The sequence below is a fragment of the Oceanisphaera litoralis genome, from assembly GCF_016907015.1.
Lineage (GTDB): Bacteria > Pseudomonadota > Gammaproteobacteria > Enterobacterales > Aeromonadaceae > Oceanimonas > Oceanimonas litoralis.
The window spans coordinates 19814-43392 of record NZ_JAFBBE010000013.1 but is presented as its reverse complement, the minus strand read 5'-3'; the positions used below and the strand labels follow the sequence as shown (position 1 = coordinate 43392).

Sequence of the window (23579 nt, the reverse complement as noted above, 5' to 3'; positions counted from 1 at the left end):
ACCGGCAGCGGGCCGCTTAACCACCGAAAAAGAAAAACCAGAGCGGTACCGGGGCCACCGCCAGGGCGATCAGGGCAAGAAAGCCGTGAAAGGGAATGAGCCGGCTCATGCCCACCACCAGGCCGATACCGCCACCGCCGCCAATCAGGGCATTGCCGGGCAGGTTGAGGGCGACGGCGATGGTCAGGTAGCGGTATTTCAACAGCAAGGGCGCTATGCCCCCGGGAACCTGCTCGCCGAGCAGTGCCAGCCGCTGTTGCCGGTTCAGGGGCGCGAGCTTCCTGACCAGGGCGCAGGCCCGATGAAGATGCAGCCAGCTCAGCAGCCGGTAAATGAGGGGGGGAGGGATTATCCTGCCGATCAGAAAGCTTAACGACAGGGCAACAAGGGTACACAGATAGACCAGCAGGGCGCCCTTGCTGCCCAGCAGCATCATCAGCGCCAGACCGATTTCTATGCCGGGCATGAAGGGAAGGGCCATCAGGCCGATATAGAGGCAGACTGCCGCCAGCACCATTATGTTGATCAGCGCCTCGTGCCGGGGAAACAGCTGCAGGTCGAGCTGACCGGCCAGCCAGCTGCCGCCCATATTCAGCGCGATAACGATGCCGATCAACAAGGCGAGTCTGAGGGAGCGGATCAGCCGGGTAGGTCCGGCCGGGTCATGATGCGAGCTATTCATATGCCGTCCGGGCAGGGTTCGGTAACATGCCTATTCCTCCGGGTGCCCCTGAACCAGTATTCCCGGCGGGTATTCCAGTACCAGCGCTCCTTGGTCCAGACAAAGCTGACCTCGGCGGTGTCGCCCTTCACCACCCCCTGCCAGCTGATGGTGCCGTGGGTCGGGCTTTCGGTGACGGCGGTGAAGTGAATGGCATCGTCCACCACTTTGGCCGAATATTCGGCACTCTCGAAATGGTAGGGCTCGCAGGACACCGAGGTGAAGAGGCCGTTGTGAAAGGTGATTTCCTCGTGCTCGTCGGGATCCAGCGACTTGCCCGCCTCGCCGTTGAGGCCGACAAAGGCCATGCCGTCCAGCAGTCCAACGGGTGCCGTGGTCGCCAGGGCGCCGAGCGGAAACAGTCCCAGAAGAAGGAGTAGCAGGTAGTGCTGAAGCGGTTTTTTCATTCATCTCTCCTGGCGTCTGACGACCGGATCCGTACCGAATACCGGGCCGGATTGTGCCGAATTGGACAGGCTGACTTTATTTTAGCTGACGGTAGAGGGTAGCTGTCGATCACGGCGAAGCAGGGTGTCGTGGTTTGATTGCCCAGAAGAGCTGGGCCTGCCAACTAAAGTGGTATCTACAGGCTCGGAAGCTGCCTCTTTTTAGGCTCTGAGTCGTCGGTGAGCACCACTGATAGACCACTCCGCTGCCAACGGGAGGGAAAAGGGTGTATTCTCGACCGACTATCTGATATCAATCGGAGTAAGTAACTGATCCATTTAGCAGCCCTGTAAAGGTCGAATAAAGGGTCCACTCCACCGACACGTTGCAAGCATCCATGTGGCGCTCAGCACATGACGTCCGACCGCCAAGGATGGCGGGAGTGTCAGCATTGCAGGAGCATTTCCCGGTCGCGCCAAGGATGGTGCTGTTTGAGCCCCAAATGATTTACGGCTCGTCGATAAAGGCAAAGCCGATGTCGGTGGTCTGGCTCTGAACCCTGTGCACCACTTCTTCCGAACGATAGGTCTTCAGGACCACCTTCATCTGCGTTGCCAGACGCAGAAAGTGGGCCAGGGTCCGGGGCAGAAAGGTGTTGGACAGCAGCGGCATGCCCCAGGCTGTCGTTGACCTCTTTGAACCTGCCCAGAGCCAGCACCATCACCGTTACCGGATCCTTGCACCTGCGTGCCAGCCGGGTTTCCTGCTTACCATCTGACTCACGGTGCATCCAGCCTGCGTATTGCGCGAGCGTTTCTTTCCAGGCGATGCCCGCCAAGACGAGTGCTCATTCGGGAAAGCCGTGCTGTTGCTTCTATACTGTAGGAGATAGCGGAGACTTAACTGACGGCAGGGTGACAGTAATGGTGCGGGACGATGCGAGACAACGACTACTGGATGCGGCAATTGGCTACTTTGGCAGCAGGAAAATGGCGGAAGAATGGCTCAATAGCCCGCATATGGGTTTGGAAGGCATGACCCCGCAGGAAGTGCTGAATTCAGGCCCGAGTGTCGAGCAGATCATGGATCTGGTACATCAGTTGGAACAGGGTGATGTACCCTGACGTCACTTGTCCCGCTGCTGCCCGGCAGGGGTTGCTGGATTCTGCACGCAACGGGCTCGTTTCCATGCGCCTTTCCGGATGTTATCAGAATAAAATATCCATGCATAAGAGTGATTTTATTTAAATAAAGTCATCGAATCTTTTCTCAAAAATAACTATTTTTTCTTTTGGAACTGTTTAATGAACGACCATGATAGCCCATGGGCTCACCTGATTATCCACAAAGTTCCGCTATGTTTCAGTGAATTTATTCTTAGTAAATTCAAAAGCTTATAAAGTTGTTAGTGTTTAAGCTACTCATGGCAAGGCGAAAACTAATCTCGCTTTGGTCGTCCATCATGCCGTACCTGCCTACACATTGGGATCACGCATGATACTGGGCTGTATCGAGGCTGAGGATCATACGTAATCAGGTGGGCTCATGCAGCCGAGACCCCGCGGGATATATCCTTCTGTGGTCATACCATTCTGGGTGAAGGCCTGTTTTTAATATCCGACGCCCTCAAAGATGAACGCTTCTATGACAATCCGCTGGTAACGGCTGCGCCGAACATTCGTTTCTATGCCGGCTGCCCGCTGCGGGTTGCCGACGGGACAAACAGATAGCCCATTGCCTGATGGCCTTGTTCCATTTGTTCGAACAGATTGATTGTTTAATAGGATGGGTATTATGTGAGGTGCATTAGCCGAGACTACGAAAGTTTGCTCGCGGTGGGACTAAACCTTGAAGGGCAGTCATCAGCGCCCCTAGTGTATATGCTTCCAGAGGCACTGATAGGGTCTGTTAAGCGTTAAGCTTGGCTGCAATTTGGGCGACATGTTCACCCTGATGCCGGGCGATACTCAGCTCACGCTCGTCCGGCTGGCGCGAGCCGTCGCCGCCGGCAATGGTCGATGCACCGTAGGGCGTGCCGCCACCGACCTGGGAGACATCAAACAGCGCAGGCGTGGTATAGCCGATGGGTACGATGATCATGCCGTGGTGCGCCAGCGTGGTCCAGGTAGAGGTGATGGTCATCTCTTGCCCACCACCGGTGCCGGTAGAAGTGAACACGCTGGCGACTTTGCCGGCCAGGCTGCCATTGGCCCACAGACCACCGGTCTGGTCGAAGAAGGTGCGCATCTGCCCGGACATGTTGCCGAAACGAGTGGGCGTGCCAACGATGATGGCATCGTATTCTGCCAGTTCCGCCGGCGTGGCGACGGGCGCCTCTTGATCGACCTTGCCGCCGGCCGCGGTGAACGCGTCGGCATTCATGGTTTCCGGTACACGCTTCACCGTGACCTCCACTCCAGCGACGGCACGAGCGCCTTCGGCGACGGCGCGCGCCATCGTTTCCATGTGGCCGTACATGGAATAATAAAGAACCAGAACTTTAGTCATTCTTGCATCCTCTTTCGGTGTGGTTTGATTTGTGTCTGTACTTTTTGTTATACGGGCGATCAGATCACCAAGTAACCCCATCGGGAATCTCCATTCAGTGTCCGGGGGGGCGGGAACGCGCCCCTTCAATGCAATCTGTATCCGGAAACCAACCTATATCCGGGTATCCGGGCTCCTTGCTTATGCCACATCCACCAGCACGATTTCGCTGTTCTCCTGGGCACTGACCTTCAGCAGCTGTTCATCGCGAATGGCAACGCTGTCGCCGGCCGTGGCCACCACGCCGTTCACCTCGATCCGGCCGCTGGCGGGCACCAGATAGACCTTGCGGCCGGGAGCGATGTGATATTCGGCACCTTGACCGGCCTTAAGGGTGGCTGCGACCAAACGCGCATTGGCCCGGATTGGCAACGCCTCGGTATCATCGGGCAGACCGCTGGCGAGGGTGACAAAAAATCCGCTACGCTCGCCCCTGGGAAACGGCCTGGTGCCCCAGGTCGGCGGCAGACCGGTTTCATTGGGCATGATCCAGATCTGGAAGATCTGCGTTGTCTCGTCCTCTTCATTCATCTCGCTGTGGGCAATGCCGGTTCCGGCGCTCATCACCTGTACGTCGCCGGCCTCGGTTCGGCCCCGATTGCCGAGATTATCCTGGTGCGTAATGGCACCCTTGCGCACATAAGTGATGATTTCCATGTCGCGGTGCGGATGGCGCGGAAAACCCGTATGTGGCGCTATGGTGTCGTCATTCCAGACTCTGAGGTCGCCCCAGTGCATGCGCTCGGGATCGTAATATTCGGCAAAGGAGAAATGGTGGCGGGTATCCAGCCAGCCATGGTGGGCGCCGCCCAGTTTGCGGTAGGGTCGTCGTTCGATCATCGCCGGTACTCCTTTTAACCTTCCACGTCATCGTCCTGACGCTGCGTGAGTCGCTCGCGCCCGTGCGGACCATCGAGATTCAATACCGGGCCTGCCGGCACCACACCGGTTGGATTGATGGTGGCGTGACTGCGGTAATAGTGCTCCTTGATATGTTTCATGTTGACCGTCTCGGCCACGCCAGGCCACTGGTATAGCTCTCGCACATAAGCAGCCAGATGCGGATAGTCTTCGATCTGCTTCAGGTTGCATTTGAAGTGCCCGTGATACACGGGATCAAAACGGATAAGGGTGGTAAACAGGCGCCAGTCTGCTTCGGTGATCTGCTCGCCGAGCAGGTAACGCCGTGTCGACAGGCGCAGCTCCAGTTCATCCAGTGCCTCGAACAAGGGAAATACCGCCTGCTCATAGGCTTCCTGAGTGGTGGCGAACCCGGCCTTGTAGACACCGTTGTTGACCCGGTCGTAGATCCGGGCGTTGAGGCGGTCAATCTCGGTGCGCAGCGCCTCTGGATAATAATCACCGGGTCTGGCGCCAATGCCGTCGAAAGCTGAGTTCAGCATGCGGATGATCTCGGAAGATTCGTTGCTGACGAACTTGTTTTGCTGCTTGTCCCATAGCACCGGAACGGTGACGCGGCCGCTGTACTCGGGATCGGCGGCGGTATAAATCTGGTGCATGTAGCGCGCCTGGAAGACGGGATCGGCCACCACGCCGTCGTCCGCTTCAAAGGTCCAGCCATGCTCACGCATCAAGGGGTTGACCACGGAGATCGAAATCATCGACTCCAGCCCTTTCAGTTGACGAAAGATCAGCGTTCTGTGTGCCCAGGGACAGGCCAGCGAAACGTATAGATGGTAGCGTCCGGCTTCGGCCTTGAACCCGGCTTCACCGCTAGGGCCGGCACTGCCATCGGCAGTGATCCAGTGGCGAAATTGCGACTCGCTGCGTGCGAAGCGGCCCTTGTTGGATTGGGTATCGTACCAGCGGTCAACCCAGTGTCCGTTGACAAGCAGTCCCATGGTGGTGCCTCCATTTATTTGAAATTTATTGACCAGAGGTATTTATCTCATCAATGTTGCTGTTCAATGGAAATACTATATTTAAATGAGTTATCAACTAATAGCGGAACAATTTGACCTTTATCATCAGGAAAACTGAACTATGATTTCGCTTATCACTCTGGATGCACTGCAGACACTCGATGCCATAGCGCGTCGCCAAAGCTTTGCTGCCGCCGCCGAAGAGTTGCACCGTGTTCCGTCTGCCGTCTCCTACACCATCAACAAGCTGGAAGAGGATCTTGGCGTCGCGCTCTTTGACCGCAGCCGACGCAAGGCAGAGCTGACCGCCACAGGGCGGCTGGTGCTGGAGCAGGGCCGGCAAATTCTCAAGGCCTCCGAAGAATTGACGGCACTGGCCCGCCAGGCGGCGGACGGTTGGGAAGCCGAGCTCAGGATCTGCATCGACAGCGTACTGACCTGCGATCCCGTTTATGAACTGATAGAAGCCTTCCAGCGCGTACAGCCCAGGACCGAAATACGCCTGAGCGAAGAGGTACTCGGCGGCAGTTGGGACGCGCTGAGTGACGATCGTTGTGACCTGGTGATTGGGGCCGAGGGGGCTCCGCCTGCTTCGGGGTTCGCCCTTCACTCACTGGGAAAAGTGGACTTTGCGTTCGCGGTGTCCGCCGGCCATCCGCTGACCAGACTGCCGATGCCGCTGTCGGCGAGTGCTATCCAGGACTACCCGACCGTGATAGTGGCCGACAGCTCACGGCGTTTACCCGTGCGCTCCTCAGGGCTGCTGGATGGTCGCAGCCGCATTATCGTGCCGACCATAGGGCACAAAATAGAGGCACAGTGCAAAGGGCTGGGCGTCGGCTATTTGCCGCGCCACCGGATCAGGCGGGAACTGGCCGAAGGGAGATTGGAGCTGTTAACACTGGATGCACCACGACCCCCGGTAGAAATATCGGTTGCCTGGCATCGAGGCACAATGGGGAAGGGGCTCAAGTGGCTTGTCGACCGCCTCAAGCAGATGCAGTTCGACCCCGTTCGAGGCGCACTCGCCAGAAACCCGTAGCGCCTGATATTTCACCATTGCCGTGTTATTTCCCGATACAAAAAGTAAAGTTTTCTTTAATATCATATAGATGCTGACTTATTGGGGGCCTGTCGGGGGAAGTGAAGTCAGACACCGATTTGAGAAGCAGATCACAGATGTGCATGGTGTGATTCCGGCTCCGTCCACTATCGTTTCCCGCCGATATTCTCGGTTGTTCAACTTCTACCGGTCGTCAGTCGGGAGGACCTGGCTTTTACTCCTCCCAGTATTGAGTCACGGATGTGATTGGGGAAGTCATTTGGCAACTGCTTGCTGACGTTGTCGATAGCAGTGTCAACCGAGCCTGCCAGTTCAGCCAGAATGCGCGCCATTGCCTCCTGATCAAACCCTACCGTTTTGGCTGTTTGGAAGAAGTGTCTTGGAAAGATTTGCTCAATGCCGTACTTCCTGCCTTTTGTCCCTTTGAGGCCCATGGCCAGTTTAGCATCACGTGGATGAAGACCTCTGCCACCAAAAACCGGGTACATGGAAAGGATGTCGTAGAAGGGGGTCAGACGAAAGCGGCCATCGGGCTCAATGAACACGGAGAAGTTCTTGGCATGTCCATCTGTCGCGGCCAGCAGCCAAAACAATACCTGTGCTTTCATGAACAGATAGCGATCCTGTTCGGTATTTGCCGAGCCCAGCAGGTAGGACATGATCTCTGCAATGCCAGGCCCACCGTGATTCTCATATTTCTGTGCCGATGGTACATTCAGCACCTGGCAAAAATCCTCCTGTGGCAAGCGCATGAGCCAGTTGCCGTCAGATGAATATTTACGGTCAAAACGCTCTACGGCCAAGGCCTTGATGCTGCCCACCTGCATCATGAAACAGTTAGGCACCGGCAAGCCGAACTCCCGTGCCAGCAGGGTACAGAGATATTCATTTTCGACACTGTCGGACAGGTCAATGGCGTATGAGTGGCTTTCTATCTTGCCGATAGGCAGCTTGATGATATGGGTCGTTGGTGTGGCATTACGGGGTTGGCACCACCTATCGTCTATGAGCAGCAGTGCTGTTTTCTCCTGGGCGCCGGCGATGGAAATCCGAAAATCTTCCACTTCCTCGATCATCCCCAGAGGTGCACCCGCCTGATAGCCGGTCAGCACCTTCTCCAGCTCTCTTTCGGATAACACCCGGTATTCCATTTTTCGAATATCGCCGGGGGGAATGCCATGTGGCAACAGTTGCAGGGCACCCACAGTGTCGGCCCCGACCTTGGACAGCAAATCGAAAGGCTGAGTCGAGTTTGCGTGGTATCTGGCAAGGATCCGGTTCCTGACGTCAGGGGTATCAGGTAACAGGTTGTCAAAGAAGTTGTATGCTTCATTTCCTTGATACGTCTGATGACGCAGTGGCATGGAAAGTGATATTGGACGGCTTCCAGGCAAGCGTAGCCAGGCCTCGTCGTATTTGAAATGATGGGCACCTGAACCGGTTCGGGTGAAAACGCCAACCCGGTAACCGTTCATATAGACATCCAGCTCTGCCATTACCACTCCTCCTTCCAGCCTGCTGATGCACCGCTATCTGAGTCTGTGCCAGAGGTATTTCGTGGCTGAACCGTCAGTTCCAGCTCCAATGCCGACAGGATCTTGAAGAAGGTCTCCAGCTTGGTGGTGTCCGGGTGCAGTTCAAAGTTGGAAACCGTGTCCTGCCGGATCCCCACTTTGTCAGCTATTTTACCTTGGGAAAGTTTCTGGGTGAGTCTGACATCTTTCATGTAAGCGCTGAGCTGATGGGCATTGGTGACTTTCATGGCTGGGTTACCTGATAGAATTGATATTTCTAAATTACACGCTGTAGAGGGTATATCAAGTTTTACACTTTATAACAGGTAAAATCAGCCTTACACGCCAAAACCGTTAATACCTCCAGTATCTGTTCTAGCCGGTGGGCTACACAGGGCCATCTGTTCTGACGAGATAAACTGATAATCTCTTTCACATTTGTTGGATATCCGCAGCAGCATGGAAAGGGTAGTGTCGAGAGCATAGGCTTCAAGCATTTACTCAGGATCTGGTTAACCTAGTAAGCTCGGAGAGTGAAAACCGCTCCGTGGATAACGGCTGCCGCCCACAGGCCCAAAAACACGGGCCTGCTGGACGGACGGACGCCGTTAACCACCTCGCCAAAACGGTGGATAACAGCTGCCGCCCACAGGCCCAAAAACACGGGCCTGCTGGACGGACAGACGCTGTTACCCACCTCTCCAAGATCCTCTCTAAAACCTTTTTTTTGGATCTTTAAACAAACCAGGCTCAAGTGGTAATCGGTAGAATTGATGACTTTATGCACAACATTGTTGTGCATTTTATGGTTAAAAAACTTTGGTTGACCATGTAGTTGAGTTCAGGGATGCATGGCCTGAGGCCTTCTATGAAGTAGAGTTGAGAGTTCCGCCCGGTAACCGGTTTGAGCACTTGCAGGGGAGCCTGTCAGGTTGGTGTTCCATCCGTGTGAACAAGTAGTATCGGCTAATTTTTCGCTGGCAGGATGGAGTAGCCCAGGATACGTATCTGGACCCGCATGTGTACAAGGGATAATGGAGCCCTGACCGCCCCCATGGCGATTAAGCTGGCGGCTGCGCTGGGCAACACTCCCGAGTTCTGGCTGAATATTCAGCATGCGGTGGAGCTCTGGGATGTGCGGCACAGCACCTACGAGCAGGAAGCGAAAAATGTACGCCGGGTGGAGCCTCATCTTTCCCAGGATAAGGCGGTAGCCGGATAAGAAACGCTACAGCAGCGCTATTTGTGCCGACGTGACAAACCGGTAACCCATGGCCAGGTAGCCTTTCTCCCGCTTGTGGAACATTCTGAGCAACATGGGCAGGCTTGTGTCGACATAGTCGTAGACAGTCACTTCCTGCTTGCCTGTGGCCTCTCGGTGAAGCCGCCCCGCATATTGGGCCAAGGTGCCTTTCCAGGCGATGGGTAGGGCCAGAAACAGCGTATCCAGCCGGGGCAGATCAAACCCCTCGCCAATGTACTTGCCAGTGGCAACCACCACCTGAGCATCGGGCAGCATGGCCTCCACTTTTCTGCGTTCCTTCACGCCCATACCTCCCCTCAACACCACTGTGCTGAAGGCAGCATCGGACAGCATGCCAGCCAGCGTTTCGGCATGTTCCCGGCGCTCGGTTAGTAACAGGCAGTTTCCGCCCTGTTTAACGCTCGCTATTACATCCTCAATGATTTCCTTATTGCGCACCGGGTTCTCGGCAAGCCAGCGGTACACAGTGGCAATATGGGGGCGCTCTTCGGGTTGGCAGAGTTCGGATGGCGGAGCTTCCTGCCGTTTTCGCACTATCACGCGCTGGTCAAAGCCTGACTGCTGATCGGATTGAGCCCGGTGACGCACAGGACCGGCGGTCATAAACATGATTTTCTGGTGTCCGTCCTGACGGTTTGGCGTGGCCGTGAGGCCAAGTACATATCTGGCGCTGATTTCATTCAGCAGCATCTCGTAGCGTGGTGCCGAAATGTGGTGACACTCGTCGATAATAATCTGGCCATAATCGCGGACGAATTCGGCAATGGAGTTATCCTTTTTGTTAATCAGGCTTTGATAGGTGGCCACATCAATCTGGCCGGACGCTTTCTTCTTGCCGCCGCCAAATACACCTATGGTGGCGCCGTCCAGAAAGGACTCCAGCCTTTCCTTCCATTGATCCAGCAGCTGCCGGCTGTGGGTCAGGATCAGGGTATTGACCTGTCGGCTGGCAATTACGCTAATGGCGGTGACTGTTTTGCCAAAGGCCGTTGGCGCATGCAGTATGCCGGTGTCGTGTTGGGTGAGGGCATCGACGGCGGCTTGCTGCTTGTCCCGCAGCACAGGCCGAAGTGTAAGCCCCGTTAATGGAGAGCCTTTTATCCGGTGGTCTTCCATGTCCACCTGTATGCTTTGTGCGCGTAACAGTTCAATCACCTCGTCCAGGCAGCCCCGTGGCACGGACAGATAGCCCTGCTCGATACGGGCGCAGGAGATGTAGCGGGGGATACCATGGGTGGAAAAGCGCAGCGCCTGGGTCTTGAAAAACACAGGATTGGCAAAGCTCGCCAGGCGTTTGATGCGTGCTGCCAGCGGAGCGGGAATGTCGGTCAGCCTGATATAAACATGATTGGCCAGGGTGACCGTGATGCGTTCGGGGCACCCTGGCACCGGTCCGGGCTCTGTTTTCAGGCCTTGCTCCCAGGGCGCAGCACTATCGTCCGTGGCTGCTGGTTCAGGCGCTTCTCCGACCCAGTCCCGCAGTCGGGCGGGGCTGGATCCGCTTTAACTCGCTCAGAAATGCCCACTGATCTTCATAAGGCTGCAGCTCGTCATTCACAAACAAGCTGCAGCCTCGTGAGCGGGCTTCGTATTGCAGGGGCAGGGCGATCAGGTTGCCAAAGCCACCCTGAGGCATCATGTCCTGATTGGGAAAAAGGCGGTCGTAGGAGTCAAAGGACAAACCAGGATGCAGTTCCATGGCTTTGTCGAGTAGCCTGAAGCCCAGTGCCCGTGCCGACCAGGCCGGCACCGGCGCCGAGAAAAATATCCACACATGGGCTCCGGCCCCGGAGCGGGATATTTCCAGTGCAAAAGGGATCTGCTCCTGGCGGCAAACTTGGGCCAGGGCCTTCACATCTGCCTGCCAGTTCGCCTTGTCAAAATCCATCGCCAGCAGGTGACAGTGATGATCCGGCTGCAGAGGGTATAAACCGGCGACCAGTTTTCCCGACAGGTGGGCGAACAGCACCTTGCTGTCCAGCGGGGTGAACTGACGGTGAGGGCAGTCGCCGCACTTGATTTTTGGCTTCTGGCAGATGCCCTGAACCCACTCATTGCTGCAGGCCACGGCATAACCAGCGCGGCCGTTGGCTTTTTCCCAGCGCACGGCGTACACATCGGCACGACCGCGAAATAGTCCCTGAAACAGTTCCACCTTTTGCTGCGTCGTCAGCTGCTCGGTAACAGGCTCAGTCTGCAGCAGCTCCAGCCTGCGGGCAAGCAGGGCCATCTTTTCGCGTTCCAGCTCTGCCAGTCGGGTATCAATCGCCCTGAGTTCGTCACTCGTTTGGATATATGTATCCTCCAGAGGTATTGGCGGTTGAACTACTCTTCAGCCGCTCTGATTCCGCACTAATCTGCTCTATGATAAGCAACCGCCGTACCGGTATTATTACCGCTTAATCTGGTATCGGGTGCTGCGGCCGCCGCCCGGCAATTTATCGATGCATCCTTTTTGTAGCAGATCTGCCAGGTGCCGTGTGGCAGTTGCCTTACTGACTTTGGCTACTTTCTGGTACTGAGATGCACTGATCCCTTCCTCAAAGCCTCGTTCTCCACCGTCCAGCAGCCGGTTAAGCACCTTGATTTGTTCAGGGCTCAACCCTGCATCCTGATGTTCGCGCCAGAAGCGCGTCTTTTGCAGAGTACCGTCAATGGCGGCCATGGCGTGATCAAGTGTTTGCTCCAAGGTGTCCAGAAACCAGACCACCCAGGCCGTTACATCCAGGTTCCCACGCTGGGTCTGTTCCAGTATTCGATAATAGTCATTGCGCCGCTCCAGAATGGCGACGGACATGGCGTACAATCGAATACTCTGGTTGTCGGCCTGTGCCAATGCCATATCGGTCAGGGCTCGCGTAATACGGCCATTGCCATCTTCAAATGGGTGCAAGGTAACAAACCACAAATGACAGAGTGCCGCCCGCAAAATGGGGTCCAGAGTCTGTTCGTTACAGCTGTGATTAAACCAGCCGATAAACTGATCAAGCTTGGCTGCTAGCGTATCTCGGGGAGGTGCCTCAAAGTGGACTTTCGGTTTATCCAGGCGACCAGAGACGACTTGCATGGGTTCATCGCCACGCAGTTGCCCAACCTTCAGCGAGTGGCCGGCCAGCATGCCAGCCTCGTCTGGAAATAACCAAGCATGCCATTGCAGGAGTCGCTCTAGCGTCAGAGGTTGCTGATAACCCTGGATCGCATCCACTATCATGGCTGCCAGCCCTTCGGATTGCTCTGAAACAGGGTAAGGGTGTTCTTCCGTGACATTTAAGCGTCGAGCCAGAGAAGAGCGTACCGACTGTACATTCAGGGTTTCGTTTTCGATAGCAGAAGAAGCAACAATGCTTTGTAGCAGAGTATCCAGAGCTTGTTGAGAATCCTGGGGTTGGTTGGCTGTCGCTTTGCCTGTCAGTACACCTGATTTGAGGCGAACGTCACGTAAACGTGGTGCCAGGGCGGCTTCACTCCAGGAGAACAAAGGCCAGTTTGGCTGTTGCCAGATCCAGGTAGATGTCATGGCTGCCCACTTTTCAATCAAACGGTGAGCCGTTTATAGCTCATAATCGGCTCACAAATCAAGCCGAATGGGTGCGCTATTCGGCTCATAACAGTGAGCGTTGGCAACAGTGCTTGCTTTCACTTCCCGATACAGAACGAGCTGAAAATCTTGCCTAACAAATCATCGGAGCTGAATTCGCCGGTGATCTGGCTCAGTTGCTCCTGGGCCAGGCGCAGTTCTTCGGCCACTAGTTCGCCGGCCATGTACACCTCCAACTGCTCTTTGGCCATGATCAGGTGCTGGTCGGCGTGGTGCAGGGCGTCCAGGTGGCGCCGGCGGGCGCTGAAGCCGCCCTCGGTGCCGCCCTGAAAGCCCATGCAGGCCTTGAGATGATCCTTGAGCGCTTCCACTCCCTGGCCGGTCTTGGCGGAGATGGGATAGACCGGATGTTCGCCATCGCTAACCACCGTCATCGCCTCGCCGGTGAGATCCGCCTTGTTGCGTACCACTGTCAGGCCGATATGGGCCGGCAGCCGGTCGACAAAGTCGGGCCAGATATCCTTGGGGTGCAGGGCGTTGGTGGTGGTGCCATCGACCATGAACAGGATGCGGTCGGCCTGCTCGATCTCGCTCCAGGCCCGCTCTATGCCGATTTTTTCCACCGCATCACTGGCCTCGCGCAGGCCGGCGGTGTCGATGATATGCAGCGGCATGCCGTCCAGGTGGATGTATTCGCGCAGCACGTCGCGGGTGGTGCCGGCGATATCGGTCACGATGGCCGATTCCTTGCCGGCCAGGGCGTTGAGCAGGCTGGACTTGCCGGCGTTGGGCCGACCGGCGATCACCACCTTCATGCCTTCGCGCATGATGGCGCCCTGACGCGCCTGGCGCTGCACGCCGGTCAGCCGATCCATGATGCCGTACAGATCGCCGGCAATTTTACCGTCCGATAGAAAATCCACCTCCTCTTCGGGAAAGTCGATGGCCGCTTCCACATAGATGCGCAGGTGAGTGAGCGCTTCCACCAGCTCGTGAACATGATTGGAAAATTCGCCCTGCAGTGATTGCAGCGCCGAGCGGGCCGCCTGTTCGCTGGAGGCTTCGATCAAGTCGGCAATGGCCTCGGCCTGGGCCAGATCCAGCTTGTCGTTGAGGAAGGCGCGCTCGCTGAACTCGCCGGCTCGGGCCGGACGCAGGCCGGGCAGGGCCAGGATGCGGCGCACCAGCATGTCGAGCACCACGGGGCCGCCGTGGCCCTGCAGCTCGAGCACGTCTTCGCCGGTGAAGCTGTTGGGGCCCTTGAACAGCAGGGCGATGCCCTGATCCAGCACCAGGCCTTGTTCATCGATAAAGGGCAGGTAGTCGGCATAGCGCACCCTGGGCACCTTGCCGAGCACGGCCTGGGCCACGGCCTCGGCCTGGGGGCCGGAAACCCGGATGATGCCCACACCGCCCCGACCGGGGGCGGTGGCCTGAGCCACTATGGTATCGTTCGACATCTGTTTTGTTACTCCACAAATAAGTCTGGCGATGAATGCAACGGCATTCTTCCGGCAGACGGCACAACCGGCTGGCGAGGATAAAGGAATGAGCTTGGCCGACCTTCCGTTTCAGGGATGAAACGGAGAGCGTACACGGAGGTATTCACAGCGTGTCGGCGTAGCTTATTCCTTTGTCTTCGGAACAGTAAAAAGGCGACCCTGGGGTCGCCTTCAGTGTATTGATTTACGGCACTGGCGGCCAGTAAACCCTTAAGAAGCGGCTTTGCTGTGCAGGCCCTTCTTCTCCAGCTGGCGGAAGATATACCACTGCTGGGCGATGGTGACCACGTTGCTCACCAGCCAGTACAGGGTCAGACCGGCAGGGAACCACAGGAAGAAGAAGGTAAAGATGATGGGCATGAACTGCATCACCTTCTGCTGCATCGGGTCGGTGATGGTGGTCGGGCTCATCTTCTGGATGACGAACATACTGGCACCCATCAGGATAGGCAGCACGAAGTAGGGGTCACGAACCGACAAGTCGTCAATCCACAGGAAGAAAGGCGCGTGGCGCAGTTCTACCGACTCCATCAGCACCCAGTACAGGGAGATGAAGATGGGCATCTGTACCAGAATCGGCAGACAGCCACCCAGCGGATTGACCTTCTCCTTCTTGTACAGCTCCATCATGCCCTGAGACATCTTCTGGCGATCGTCGCCATGACGCTCGCGCAGGGCCATCAGTTTGGGCTGCAGCATGCGCATCTTGGCCATGGAGGTGTACTGGGCCTTGGTCAGCGGGTACATGATACCGCGCACCACGAAGGTGGTCAGCACGATGGCCAGACCCCAGTTGACCACGAAGCTCTGCAGGAAGTTCAGCAGCTTGAACAGCGGTTGGGCGATAAACCACAACCAGCCGTAATCCACGGTCAGATCCAGGTTTTCGGCGGCGGCGGCCATCTCACCCTGCAGCTTGGGACCCAGCCACAGCTTGGCAGACAGAGTCTGTTCGCTACCCGGTGCAACGGTCACCAGCGGCGCCTTGAAGCCGATGATGGCCTGGCCCTGGTTGTTCAGCGAGCGAGTATACAGCTGATTCTGTGCCTGCTCTGGCGCTATCCAGGCAGACACAAAGTAGTGCTGCAGCATGCCGACCCAGCCGCCTGCGGTGGTCTGGTTCAGGTTGGCTTCGCGTACCTTCTTGAAATCGTATTTGGTGTAGCGGGTTTCGCTGCTGGAATAGGCCGGGCCGCGATAGGCGGAGGCCATCAGCATGTTGCCGCCTTCTTCATTCGGATTGACTTCACTCTGCTTCAGCTGACCATAAAGCTGGGCCTGAACCGGCTCGGCGCTCTGGTTATCGATCACATAGCCGACCGTGACCACATGATTGTTACGGGTGAGGGTGAAGGTCTTGGTGAAGGTCACGCCCTGGTCGTTGACGAAGGTCATGGGCACGGTCAGGCTGTCCTGGCCGTCGGCCAGCTGGTAGCTGGTCTGTTCGGTATGATAGACGGGGCGACCCTTGGCACTGCCATCGGGGCCGTCGCGACCGATAAGACCGCTCTGGGCCACGTTGACGAAGTTGGACCCGTTGTTGAGCAGCACGAACTTGTCATCGGAGTTCAGTTCGTCGTCGTGTTCCAGCAGCTCGGCACGTACCACATCACCGCCACGGGGATCTATGGTCAGCTTGAGGCTGTCGGAGGTGATGGTTACCAGGCGACGACTGGCGGCCGGGGCCACCTCGGTGGGCACTTCGCCATCGACCTGATCCGCTTCGGGAACAAAACCGTCGTCGCCGGTGCTGGTCTGGGAGCTTTGCTGGGCCACTTCTGGCTGCGGCGCATTATCGGTTTGCCACTGCTGCCAGATGAGGAAACTCACCAGCAGCAGAGCGATAACAAGTATATTGCGTTGAGATTCCATAGTTTATTTTCTTCGCTTTGTCGGGACCGGATCGTGGCCGCTTGGACCTAAAGGATGGCATTTTAATAGACGTTTGATGGTTAACCAACCGCCTTTTAAAAAACCGTGGAGCCGGATGGCTTCAATGGCGTATTGCGAACAGGTGGGAGTAAAGCGGCACCTGGGCCCAAGCAGAGGACTGATGACCAGTTGATAGAGGCGAATAAGGCCTACGCTGAGTCGTTGCAGCGGCGAGAAAGCGTGCGCCATAGCCTATCCAGCAGCTCGAACAGCTCGTCGTTGGGCACATCCCCGATGCCTTTTTTGGCGATCACCACAATATCAACGTTGGGCAGGTTGTGTTGCTTCAGGCGAAAGGCTTCGCGGGCAACACGTTTGACCCGATTGCGCCAAACGGCACGTTTAAGTGCTTTTTTGGGTACGGCTAGTCCCAATCTGGGGTGACCCAGTTCGTTTGGTTTGGCAAGAAGTGTGAGATGTGGGGAAGCGGCTCTGACGGGGTTGTCGAAGACGTTTTTGAAATGGGCGGGAGTTAACAAACGTAACTCCCGTGTAAAGGCATGCCGGGCCATTAGGCGCTCAGACGGGCACGACCTTTGGCGCGACGAGCGGCCAGTACTTTGCGACCACCTACAGTGGCCTTGCGAGCACGGAAACCGTGGCTGCGTTTGCGCTTCAGATTTGAAGGTTGAAAAGTGCGTTTCATAGTAGTTATTACCGCTGTGTCAGTTTGCTATACAGTTTGACCATGTACTCGACAGACGCATAAACATCACCGAGACGGTCCCACCAAAGAGGCCGAATTCTAAACAGTTCTGTATATCACGTCAATCTACATGGTGTTGATTGACGACCCCACAGGCAAAGTATTTTACCGGACGGGATCGATCCCGGGATCCTTGAAGATCGCGGGGCTGGGATTATACAGCCCCCGCAGGCCGGCGCAACTAAAAGCGAGGGGTTCCCGTGGCGGGAGATCCGCTAGCCGTTCTCGTTCCGATCCGGCAATACCTTGCGCAAGAAGGCCCGGGTGCGGGGATCCCGGGGGTTGGTCAGCAACTCGGCGGGCGGACCCTGTTCCACGATACGGCCGCCATCCATGAAGATCACCCGGTCGGCGACATCGCGGGCGAAGCCGATCTCGTGGGTGACCACCACCATGGTCTGGTGCGCCAGCGCCAGTTTCTTCATCAGTCCCAGCACCTCGTCCACCCATTCCGGATCCAGCGCCGAGGTGGGCTCGTCGAACAACATTACCTTGGCATGGCTGGCCATGGCCCGGCCGATGCCCACCCGTTGCTGCTGGCCACCGGACAGGGATGACGGATAGGCGTTTGCCCTGTCTTCCAGCCCGATGTCGCCGAGGATGCGCAGCGCCTCGGCGTTGGCCTCGGCCCTGGGCTTGTTCCACACGGTGATCAGCCCCTCGGCGATGTTGTCGCGGGCGGTCTTGTTGGCAAACAGGGCATAGTTCTGAAACACGAAGGAGGTGCGCTTGCGCAACGCTATCGCTTCCTTGCTGCTGTGTCTGGCCAGATCGATGGCGAAGCCGTCGATGTCCAGGGTGCCGGTCTCCGGCGTTTCGAGCAGGTTGAGGCAGCGCAGCAGGGTGGATTTACCGGTGCCCGAAGGCCCCAGTATCACCACGATTTCGCCCTGCTTGATATCCAGACTGATGTCGTTGAGCACCGTCTGGCCGTGATAGATCTTGGTCAGGTTACGCAGTGTAATCATGGTGCTCCTAATAAGCGGCGTTCAGCCTTCGCTCCAGCAAGGTTTGCAGATAGGTGAAGAACACCACCACCGCCCAGTAGATCAGGGCAACGGCGATAAAGGCTTCGAAAAACTTGAAGCTGCTGGAGGCCTCTTTCTGGGCCGAGGCCATGATTTCGGCCACCCCCAGGGTGAAGGCCAGGGAGGTGCTCTTGATCATGTCGATGAAGTAGTTCATCAGCGAGGGCGTGGCGATACGCGCCGCCTGGGGCAGTATGATGCGGCGCATGGCCTGAGTGCGGGTCATGCCGATGCTCATCGCCGCTTCCATCTGGCTCTTGTGCACCCCGAGAATGGCGGCGCGAATCGATTCCGCCATGTAGGCGGAAAAATGCAGGGTCAGGCCGATAACGGCGGCGCTGAAGGCATTGAGGCCAATGAAGATCGGCATGATCTGCGGCAGGCCGTAATACAGCAGAAACAGCTGCACCAGCAGCGGGGTGCCGCGAAAGAAGGAAATGAACAGCTTGGCCAGGGCGTTGAGCACCGGCAGTTCGAAGGTTCTGGTCACCGCCAGCCCACCGGCGATGATCAGGGCGAACACAAAGCCCAGCAGCGCCATTTCCATGGTCGTGCCCAGATATCGGAACAGGATCGGAAACAGCGCCAGGGTATAGTCGAGGTCGAATTGCATGGGTTATTTACTGGTGATGTCCGCGCCCAGCCATTTCTCCGAAATCTGTGTCAGGGTGCCGTCGGCACGCATCTCGGCCAGGGCCTGGTTCACCTCGGCCAGCAGTGCCTGCTGCTCGGGGGTTTTCACGAAGGGAAAGGCATTTTCCATGGTCTCGAACGGCTTGCCGGCCAGTTGCAGCGGCAGGCCAGCTTCCTTGATCAGCTGGGCGGAGCCGACTCTGTCCATTACGAAGGCATCGGTACGGCCCAGCGCCACGTCCTGCTCCAGGTTGGTCTCGTAGGTGATGATGTTGATTTCGTTGTTGGTGTCGTGCTTGCGCATCAGCTGTTCGAAGTTGGAGCCCAGGTTGACCGCCACTTTCTTGCCTTTCAGATCGTCCAGGCCCTGAATGCTGTCGTTGCCCTTGCGTACCACTATCTGGGCGCCGTCGTACACATAGGGGATGGCGAAGTCATACTTTTCCAGCCGCTCCGGGGTAATGGTGATCTGGTTGGAAATGGTGTCGATACGACCGGTTTCCAGCATGCCGAACAGGCCGGAGAAGTTGGTGGTGACAAACTCCACCTCGCGGTCGAGGCGCTCACCGATTTCGTTCCAGACATCGACTTCAAAGCCCTGCAGCTCGTCCTGCTTGACGAAGGTAAAGGGATAATAACGACCGGACATGCCGACCTTGACCGCCTCGGCCGCCATGGCCGGCGCCAGCAGGGAAGCGAAAAGGGCCAGGGCGGCACCCAGCAGCTTGATGGATTTGGACATGAATCACTCTCCTGATGATCACGGCATGACCGCAACCGGTGCAGTCATCATTGCTACAGCATAAATGATGTAGGTCTTTTTATACCAGCCATTATACCAGCCAAAGCTTGCATGCCGGTTTTTTACAAATTAATAACCTGGCAAGGTGCGTTGGCGAAAGGCGATTTGCCGATTATGGTTATACGGATGGCGGCCTCGAAAGATGAGGGGAGTGATCGGCACAGCACGAATGCTGACCAGCCGAGGCGGCAACCATGGGCATCGAAAGCCGGAATCATCGGATCCTGCCACGCCGAAGGCCGGATCCGCGACCGTTCGGGAATCTTGCTGCCACTGCAGCATGTGAGTAGCTTGTTCATAAAGCGGAGGATCCTGTGTATTAAGTTGAAAGTTATTCACAGATGTCAAGGATCATATTTTGCCGGATCGAGATGATCCGGCTAGAGATCCGGCCCCTGGCTCAGTAGAATAACGGCCCCTTGATTGATCCCTTTGTTCCAGGAGTTCTGATGAGCGCTATGCTTTGGCAGCAGTGTCTTAACCGGCTACAAGATGAATTGCCTTCGGCAGAATTCAGTATGTGGATCCGGCCGCTGCAGGCGGAGCTGGGCGATAATACCCTGACCCTGTTTGCCCCCAATCGCTTCGTTCTCGACTGGGTACGGGACAAGTATCTGCTGAGGATCAACGGCCTGCTGAGTGAATTCTGTGGCAGCAACTGCCCGCAGATGAAGTTCGAGGTGGGCAAGAAGCGCACGCCGGTCAACCTGGTGACCAGCAGCAGTAACAGCGGCAACAGTGGTCACGGCGGCAAGTCTCAGAGCCGGGTGCAGACCACGCCCTCCTGGATCGAGCAGGCCGACGATCGGCCGCAAATCAGCTACAAGAGCAACATGAACATCAACTATACCTTCGACAACTTCGTCGAGGGTAAGTCGAACCAGCTGGCCCGGGCCGCCGCCCGTCAGGTGGCCGACAATCCGGGTGGTGCCTACAACCCGCTGTTTCTGTATGGCGGCACCGGCCTGGGCAAGACCCACCTGCTGCACGCGGTGGGCAACGGCATTCGCGCCCGCAAGGCGGATGCCAAGGTCATCTACATGCATTCCGAGCGCTTCGTGCAGGACATGGTCAAGGCGTTGCAGAACAACGCCATCGAAGAATTCAAGCGCTACTACCGCAGCGTGGATGCGCTGCTGATCGATGACATTCAGTTCTTCGCCAACAAGGAGCGCTCCCAGGAAGAATTCTTCCACACCTTCAATGCGCTGCTCGAGGGCAATCAGCAGATCATCCTGACCTCGGATCGTTATCCCAAGGAGATCAACGGGGTCGAAGACCGGCTCAAGTCGCGCTTCGGCTGGGGTCTGACGGTGGCGATCGAGCCGCCGGAGCTGGAAACCCGGGTCGCGATCCTGATGCGCAAGGCCGACGAGAACAAGATGCGGCTGCCCGACGAGGTGGCCTTCTTTATCGCCAAGCGACTGAGATCCAATGTGCGCGAGCTGGAAGGGGCGCTGAACCGGGTGATGGCCAATGCCAATTTTACCGGTCGGGCCATCAATATCGACTTCGTGCGCGAGGCGCTGCGTGACCTGCTGGCCCTGCAGGAAAAACTGGTGACCATAGACAACATTCAGAAGACGGTAGCCGAATACTACAAGATAAAGCTGGCGGATTTGTTGTCCAAGCGTCGCTCCCGTTCGGTGGCCCGTCCGCGCCAGCTGGCCATGGCGCTGGCCAAGGAGCTGACCAATCATTCCCTGCCCGAGATCGGCGATGCCTTCGGGGGCCGCGATCACACTACCGTGCTGCACGCCTGCCGAAAAATCGGTCAGCTCCGGGAAGAGAGTCATGATATAAAGGAAGATTATTCCAATCTTATCCGCACCCTGTCTTCCTGAATCGGAGAACCCCATGCAGTTTACCATCAGCCGCGAAGCGATACTGCGACCCCTGCAATTGGTATCCAGTGCCCTGGGGGGCCGCCCCAACCTGCCGATCCTCAACAATATTCTGCTCAGCGTCGACAACGACGCCCTGTCGATGACCGGCACCGACACCGAAGTCGAAATGGTGGCGCGGGTCGAGCTGCAGGGGAGCGTAACCGCCGGTCGCACTACTGTACCGGCGCGCAAGATGCTGGACATCTGCCGGGGCCTGCCCGATGGCGCCGAGCTGAAATTTACCCTGGAAGGAGAAAAGCTGATACTGCGCTCCGGGCGCAGCCGCTTCAACCTGTCCACCCTGGCGGCGGAAGACTTTCCCAATATCGAGCAATGGAGCTCCGAACTGGAATTCGATATCAACCAGCTGGCACTGAAGAAGCTGATCGAATCGACCCAGTTCTCGATGGCCATTCAGGACGTGCGCTACTACCTCAACGGCATGCTGTTCGAAACCGACGGTCAGTGGCTGCGCACCGTGGCCACCGACGGCCACCGCCTGGCCACCTGCCAGCGTCAGTTGCTGGCCGACGAGCTGCCGGCCCAGCAGGTCATAGTGCCGCGCAAGGGGGTGCTGGAGCTGGTGAAACTGCTCGAGCACGAGGATCAGGATGTGCGGCTGCAAATCGGCAAAAGCAACATCCGGGCCGTCACCCCCGGTTTTATCTTCACTTCCAAGCTGGTGGACGGTCGTTTCCCGGACTATCGCCGGGTGCTGCCGCGCGAGTGTGACAAGACCCTGATCTGCGGCCGGGAAGAGTTGCGCCAGGCCTTTTCCCGGGCGGCCATTCTGTCGAACGAAAAATTCCGGGGCGTGCGGCTGAACATGCAGGATCAGGTGCTGAAAATCACCGCCAACAACCCGGAACAGGAAGAGGCGGAAGAGGTGCTGGATGTGGATTATCAGGGCACGAGTCTGGAAATCGGCTTCAACGTCTCCTATGTGCTGGATGTGCTCGGCACCCTCAAGTCCGACAAGGTCAAGGTCAGCCTCAAGGATGCCAGCAGCAGTGGTCTTATCGAGGCGGAAGACAGCGGGGATGCCCTGTACGTGGTGATGCCGATGCGATTGTAAGCATGGCGCTGCTCAATCTACAGCTGAAGGACTTTCGCAATATCCCTCATGGCCGCCTGGTGCCGGGCGCCGGCATCAATCTGCTGGTGGGTGCCAACGGCAGCGGCAAGACCAGCATACTGGAAGCCATTCATTATCTGGGCGTTGGCCGTTCCTTTCGAACCCACCTGACCGGGCGGGTCATTCGGCAGGGTGAACCGGCCTTTACCCTCTTTGCCCGGGTGCGGCAGCAGGACGACAGCCTGCCGGTGGGCCTGAGCAAAACCCGCGGCGGCGATACCCGGCTCAAGGTCGGCGGCCGGGCCGCCGAACGACTGGCCGATCTGGCACACATTCTACCCATTCAGTTGATCCACCCGGAAGGGTATAATCTACTGACCGGCGGCCCCAAGTTGCGTCGGGCCTACCTGGATTGGGGGCTGTTTTATTCCAATGCCCGCTTTTTTACCGTCTGGGGCCAGTATCGCCGCCTGCTCAAGCAGCGTAACGCCCTGTTGCGGCAGCAGCGCCCCCGGCAGGAGCTGAGTTACTGGGATCGACAGCTGGTGAGCGTGGGTGAAGAACTGAGTCTGTTCAGGCAGCAATATGCCGAGGCTATCGAGCCGGTCATCCGGCTGATAGCGGCAGATTTTCTGCCTGAATACGATTTTTCGTTCGACTTTTTTCGTGGCTGGGACCGGCAAACGACGCTGGCCCAGGTACTGGAACAGGGCCTTGAGCGGGATCAGGGGCTGGGCTATACCCAGTCCGGACCGCACAAGGCAGAGATCAGGATAAAGGCCCGGGGCATGCCGGTGCAGGATTTGCTGTCACGCGGTCAGCTCAAGTTGCTGGTGTGCGCCATGCGGCTGGCCCAGGGCCTTTATCTGAAAACCCGGTCCGGACAGGACTGCATTTTTCTGATCGACGACTTTGCGTCTGAACTGGATGAACACAAGCGTGCTTTGCTGGCGCACCGGTTAACCGAACTGGGTGCTCAGGTATTTGTTTCCGCTATCGATGTGGCCCAGCTCAGGCAGATGATCACACGGGATAACAGCAAGCTGTTTCACGTGAAACAGGGTGAAATCACCGAAACCCAGGAGTGCGAGTAAGCCA

At 57.2% G+C, this 23579-nt stretch carries 26 protein-coding genes and 1 pseudogene; 8 read left to right on the top strand and 19 right to left on the bottom strand.

The window, feature by feature from the left end:
- Positions 1 to 16: 16 nt before the first annotated feature.
- The 3 genes from HNR62_RS09410 to HNR62_RS16170 all read right to left on the bottom strand — a co-directional run bounded on the left by HNR62_RS09410 (position 17) and on the right by HNR62_RS16170 (position 1780).
- The gene (locus HNR62_RS09410) at positions 17 to 682 is read right to left on the bottom strand and encodes a hypothetical protein (RefSeq protein WP_204795829.1); all 666 of its coding nucleotides are present in this window, start codon (positions 680 to 682) and stop codon (positions 17 to 19) included.
- Positions 679 to 1128 carry a hypothetical protein gene (locus HNR62_RS09405; protein ID WP_204795828.1) on the bottom strand — a complete coding sequence of 150 codons (450 nt, stop codon included), beginning with the start codon at positions 1126 to 1128 and terminating at the stop codon, positions 679 to 681. Before HNR62_RS09405 ends, HNR62_RS09410 begins: the two co-directional genes overlap by 4 nt.
- Before the next feature lie 487 nt (positions 1129 to 1615).
- The gene (locus HNR62_RS16170; protein ID WP_239552709.1) at positions 1616 to 1780 is read right to left on the bottom strand and encodes a type 2 periplasmic-binding domain-containing protein; all 165 of its coding nucleotides are present in this window, start codon (positions 1778 to 1780) and stop codon (positions 1616 to 1618) included.
- Positions 1781 to 2031: 251 nt separating this feature from the next.
- Here HNR62_RS16170 and HNR62_RS09395 point away from each other — a divergent pair, with 251 nt between their 5' ends.
- Together HNR62_RS09395 and HNR62_RS16390 are read left to right on the top strand one after the other, a co-directional pair.
- Entirely contained in the window at positions 2032 to 2232 is a 201-nt protein-coding gene (locus HNR62_RS09395) for an antitoxin Xre/MbcA/ParS toxin-binding domain-containing protein (RefSeq protein ID WP_204795826.1), read from the top strand.
- Positions 2233 to 2658: 426 nt separating this feature from the next.
- A pseudogene (locus HNR62_RS16390) lies at positions 2659 to 2826 on the top strand (GGDEF domain-containing protein); the annotation flags it as partial.
- Positions 2827 to 3016: 190 nt separating this feature from the next.
- Here HNR62_RS16390 and wrbA read toward each other — a convergent pair.
- From wrbA to HNR62_RS09380, 3 genes are all read right to left on the bottom strand, one after another.
- Positions 3017 to 3616 carry an NAD(P)H:quinone oxidoreductase gene (gene wrbA, locus HNR62_RS09390; RefSeq protein WP_204795825.1) on the bottom strand — a complete coding sequence of 200 codons (600 nt, stop codon included), beginning with the start codon at positions 3614 to 3616 and terminating at the stop codon, positions 3017 to 3019.
- Positions 3617 to 3796: 180 nt separating this feature from the next.
- Positions 3797 to 4495, bottom strand: a complete 699-nt coding sequence (locus HNR62_RS09385; RefSeq protein WP_204795824.1) for a pirin family protein — start codon at positions 4493 to 4495, stop codon at positions 3797 to 3799.
- 14 nt (positions 4496 to 4509) lie between these two features.
- Positions 4510 to 5517 (bottom strand): glutathione S-transferase family protein, encoded by a 1008-nt coding sequence (locus HNR62_RS09380; protein WP_204795823.1) that lies wholly within the window; start codon positions 5515 to 5517, stop codon positions 4510 to 4512.
- 142 nt (positions 5518 to 5659) lie between these two features.
- Between HNR62_RS09380 and HNR62_RS09375 the strand changes: the two genes are divergently transcribed.
- On the top strand, positions 5660 to 6580 hold the full coding sequence (locus HNR62_RS09375) for a LysR family transcriptional regulator (protein WP_204795822.1): 921 nt from the start codon (positions 5660 to 5662) through the stop codon (positions 6578 to 6580).
- A gap of 197 nt (positions 6581 to 6777) precedes the next feature.
- Here HNR62_RS09375 and HNR62_RS09370 read toward each other — a convergent pair whose 3' ends face one another.
- Positions 6778 to 8097 carry a type II toxin-antitoxin system HipA family toxin gene (locus HNR62_RS09370; protein ID WP_204795821.1) on the bottom strand — a complete coding sequence of 440 codons (1320 nt, stop codon included), beginning with the start codon at positions 8095 to 8097 and terminating at the stop codon, positions 6778 to 6780.
- A complete protein-coding gene (locus HNR62_RS09365) occupies positions 8097 to 8363 on the bottom strand; it encodes a helix-turn-helix domain-containing protein (RefSeq protein ID WP_204795820.1) in 267 nt (88 codons plus the stop codon). The genes HNR62_RS09370 and HNR62_RS09365 overlap by 1 nt, the downstream gene beginning before the upstream one ends.
- Positions 8364 to 8934: 571 nt before the next feature.
- On the opposite strand from HNR62_RS09365, the gene HNR62_RS16450 reads away from it, so the two are divergent.
- Positions 8935 to 9075, top strand: a complete 141-nt coding sequence (locus tag HNR62_RS16450; RefSeq protein WP_204795819.1) for a type II toxin-antitoxin system RelE/ParE family toxin — start codon at positions 8935 to 8937, stop codon at positions 9073 to 9075.
- A 94-nt stretch (positions 9076 to 9169) separates the two neighbouring features.
- Positions 9170 to 9337 (top strand): helix-turn-helix domain-containing protein, encoded by a 168-nt coding sequence (locus tag HNR62_RS09355; protein WP_204795818.1) that lies wholly within the window; start codon positions 9170 to 9172, stop codon positions 9335 to 9337.
- A gap of 6 nt (positions 9338 to 9343) precedes the next feature.
- Here HNR62_RS09355 and HNR62_RS09350 read toward each other — a convergent pair whose 3' ends face one another.
- From HNR62_RS09350 to HNR62_RS09300, 11 genes are all read right to left on the bottom strand, one after another.
- Entirely contained in the window at positions 9344 to 10768 is a 1425-nt protein-coding gene (locus tag HNR62_RS09350) for a DEAD/DEAH box helicase family protein (RefSeq protein WP_204795817.1), read from the bottom strand.
- Positions 10769 to 10832: 64 nt separating this feature from the next.
- Positions 10833 to 11609 (bottom strand): TOTE conflict system archaeo-eukaryotic primase domain-containing protein, encoded by a 777-nt coding sequence (locus HNR62_RS09345; RefSeq protein ID WP_204795816.1) that lies wholly within the window; start codon positions 11607 to 11609, stop codon positions 10833 to 10835.
- A gap of 162 nt (positions 11610 to 11771) precedes the next feature.
- On the bottom strand, positions 11772 to 12896 hold the full coding sequence (locus HNR62_RS09340) for a Fic family protein (RefSeq protein WP_204795815.1): 1125 nt from the start codon (positions 12894 to 12896) through the stop codon (positions 11772 to 11774).
- A gap of 119 nt (positions 12897 to 13015) precedes the next feature.
- On the bottom strand, positions 13016 to 14377 hold the full coding sequence (mnmE, locus tag HNR62_RS09335) for a tRNA uridine-5-carboxymethylaminomethyl(34) synthesis GTPase MnmE (protein WP_204795814.1): 1362 nt from the start codon (positions 14375 to 14377) through the stop codon (positions 13016 to 13018).
- Positions 14378 to 14629: 252 nt separating this feature from the next.
- Complete coding sequence (gene yidC / locus HNR62_RS09330) at positions 14630 to 16291, bottom strand: membrane protein insertase YidC (RefSeq protein WP_204795813.1); 1662 nt, start codon at positions 16289 to 16291, stop codon at positions 14630 to 14632.
- 3 nt (positions 16292 to 16294) lie between these two features.
- Positions 16295 to 16540: a membrane protein insertion efficiency factor YidD gene (yidD, locus tag HNR62_RS09325; protein ID WP_204795812.1), complete on the bottom strand. Its 246-nt coding sequence runs from the start codon at positions 16538 to 16540 to the stop codon at positions 16295 to 16297.
- Complete coding sequence (gene rnpA / locus HNR62_RS09320; protein WP_071472259.1) at positions 16501 to 16863, bottom strand: ribonuclease P protein component; 363 nt, start codon at positions 16861 to 16863, stop codon at positions 16501 to 16503. The genes yidD and rnpA overlap by 40 nt, the downstream gene beginning before the upstream one ends.
- The gene (gene rpmH / locus HNR62_RS09315) at positions 16863 to 16997 is read right to left on the bottom strand and encodes a 50S ribosomal protein L34 (RefSeq protein WP_188630650.1); all 135 of its coding nucleotides are present in this window, start codon (positions 16995 to 16997) and stop codon (positions 16863 to 16865) included. The genes rnpA and rpmH overlap by 1 nt, the downstream gene beginning before the upstream one ends.
- Before the next feature lie 275 nt (positions 16998 to 17272).
- A complete protein-coding gene (locus HNR62_RS09310) occupies positions 17273 to 18025 on the bottom strand; it encodes an amino acid ABC transporter ATP-binding protein (RefSeq protein WP_204795811.1) in 753 nt (250 codons plus the stop codon).
- Between the two features lie 7 nt (positions 18026 to 18032).
- Positions 18033 to 18698 carry an amino acid ABC transporter permease gene (locus tag HNR62_RS09305; protein WP_204795810.1) on the bottom strand — a complete coding sequence of 222 codons (666 nt, stop codon included), beginning with the start codon at positions 18696 to 18698 and terminating at the stop codon, positions 18033 to 18035.
- A gap of 3 nt (positions 18699 to 18701) precedes the next feature.
- Positions 18702 to 19460: an amino acid ABC transporter substrate-binding protein gene (locus HNR62_RS09300; protein ID WP_204795809.1), complete on the bottom strand. Its 759-nt coding sequence runs from the start codon at positions 19458 to 19460 to the stop codon at positions 18702 to 18704.
- Between the two features lie 509 nt (positions 19461 to 19969).
- Here HNR62_RS09300 and dnaA point away from each other — a divergent pair.
- Genes dnaA through recF form a run of 3 tightly spaced genes read left to right on the top strand, consistent with a single transcriptional unit; the run spans position 19970 to position 23575 of the window.
- Positions 19970 to 21364 carry a chromosomal replication initiator protein DnaA gene (dnaA, locus tag HNR62_RS09295; RefSeq protein WP_204795808.1) on the top strand — a complete coding sequence of 465 codons (1395 nt, stop codon included), beginning with the start codon at positions 19970 to 19972 and terminating at the stop codon, positions 21362 to 21364.
- Positions 21365 to 21377: 13 nt separating this feature from the next.
- Positions 21378 to 22481 (top strand): DNA polymerase III subunit beta, encoded by a 1104-nt coding sequence (gene dnaN, locus HNR62_RS09290; protein WP_204795807.1) that lies wholly within the window; start codon positions 21378 to 21380, stop codon positions 22479 to 22481.
- Positions 22475 to 23575, top strand: a complete 1101-nt coding sequence (gene recF / locus HNR62_RS09285) for a DNA replication/repair protein RecF (RefSeq protein ID WP_420827152.1) — start codon at positions 22475 to 22477, stop codon at positions 23573 to 23575. Before dnaN ends, recF begins: the two co-directional genes overlap by 7 nt.
- Positions 23576 to 23579 lie beyond the last annotated feature (4 nt).

Bases quoted from the DNA above. Each gene is read 5' to 3' on its own strand.
- HNR62_RS09410 (WP_204795829.1), bottom strand. From the start codon at position 682: ATGAATAGCTCGCATCATGACCCGGCCGGACCTACCCGGCTGATCCGC.
- HNR62_RS09405 (WP_204795828.1), bottom strand. From the start codon at position 1,128: ATGAAAAAACCGCTTCAGCACTACCTGCTACTCCTTCTTCTGGGACTG.
- HNR62_RS16170 (WP_239552709.1), bottom strand. From the start codon at position 1,780: ATGCCGCTGCTGTCCAACACCTTTCTGCCCCGGACCCTGGCCCACTTT.
- HNR62_RS09395 (WP_204795826.1), top strand. From the start codon at position 2,032: ATGGTGCGGGACGATGCGAGACAACGACTACTGGATGCGGCAATTGGC.
- wrbA (WP_204795825.1), bottom strand. From the start codon at position 3,616: ATGACTAAAGTTCTGGTTCTTTATTATTCCATGTACGGCCACATGGAA.
- HNR62_RS09385 (WP_204795824.1), bottom strand. From the start codon at position 4,495: ATGATCGAACGACGACCCTACCGCAAACTGGGCGGCGCCCACCATGGC.
- HNR62_RS09380 (WP_204795823.1), bottom strand. From the start codon at position 5,517: ATGGGACTGCTTGTCAACGGACACTGGGTTGACCGCTGGTACGATACC.
- HNR62_RS09375 (WP_204795822.1), top strand. From the start codon at position 5,660: ATGATTTCGCTTATCACTCTGGATGCACTGCAGACACTCGATGCCATA.
- HNR62_RS09370 (WP_204795821.1), bottom strand. From the start codon at position 8,097: ATGGCAGAGCTGGATGTCTATATGAACGGTTACCGGGTTGGCGTTTTC.
- HNR62_RS09365 (WP_204795820.1), bottom strand. From the start codon at position 8,363: ATGAAAGTCACCAATGCCCATCAGCTCAGCGCTTACATGAAAGATGTC.
- HNR62_RS09355 (WP_204795818.1), top strand. From the start codon at position 9,170: ATGGCGATTAAGCTGGCGGCTGCGCTGGGCAACACTCCCGAGTTCTGG.
- HNR62_RS09345 (WP_204795816.1), bottom strand. From the start codon at position 11,609: ATGGCCCTGCTTGCCCGCAGGCTGGAGCTGCTGCAGACTGAGCCTGTT.
- HNR62_RS09340 (WP_204795815.1), bottom strand. From the start codon at position 12,896: ATGACATCTACCTGGATCTGGCAACAGCCAAACTGGCCTTTGTTCTCC.
- mnmE (WP_204795814.1), bottom strand. From the start codon at position 14,377: ATGTCGAACGATACCATAGTGGCTCAGGCCACCGCCCCCGGTCGGGGC.
- yidC (WP_204795813.1), bottom strand. From the start codon at position 16,291: ATGGAATCTCAACGCAATATACTTGTTATCGCTCTGCTGCTGGTGAGT.
- yidD (WP_204795812.1), bottom strand. From the start codon at position 16,540: ATGGCGCACGCTTTCTCGCCGCTGCAACGACTCAGCGTAGGCCTTATT.
- rnpA (WP_071472259.1), bottom strand. From the start codon at position 16,863: ATGGCCCGGCATGCCTTTACACGGGAGTTACGTTTGTTAACTCCCGCC.
- rpmH (WP_188630650.1), bottom strand. From the start codon at position 16,997: ATGAAACGCACTTTTCAACCTTCAAATCTGAAGCGCAAACGCAGCCAC.
- HNR62_RS09310 (WP_204795811.1), bottom strand. From the start codon at position 18,025: ATGATTACACTGCGTAACCTGACCAAGATCTATCACGGCCAGACGGTG.
- HNR62_RS09305 (WP_204795810.1), bottom strand. From the start codon at position 18,698: ATGCAATTCGACCTCGACTATACCCTGGCGCTGTTTCCGATCCTGTTC.
- HNR62_RS09300 (WP_204795809.1), bottom strand. From the start codon at position 19,460: ATGTCCAAATCCATCAAGCTGCTGGGTGCCGCCCTGGCCCTTTTCGCT.
- dnaA (WP_204795808.1), top strand. From the start codon at position 19,970: ATGAGCGCTATGCTTTGGCAGCAGTGTCTTAACCGGCTACAAGATGAA.
- dnaN (WP_204795807.1), top strand. From the start codon at position 21,378: ATGCAGTTTACCATCAGCCGCGAAGCGATACTGCGACCCCTGCAATTG.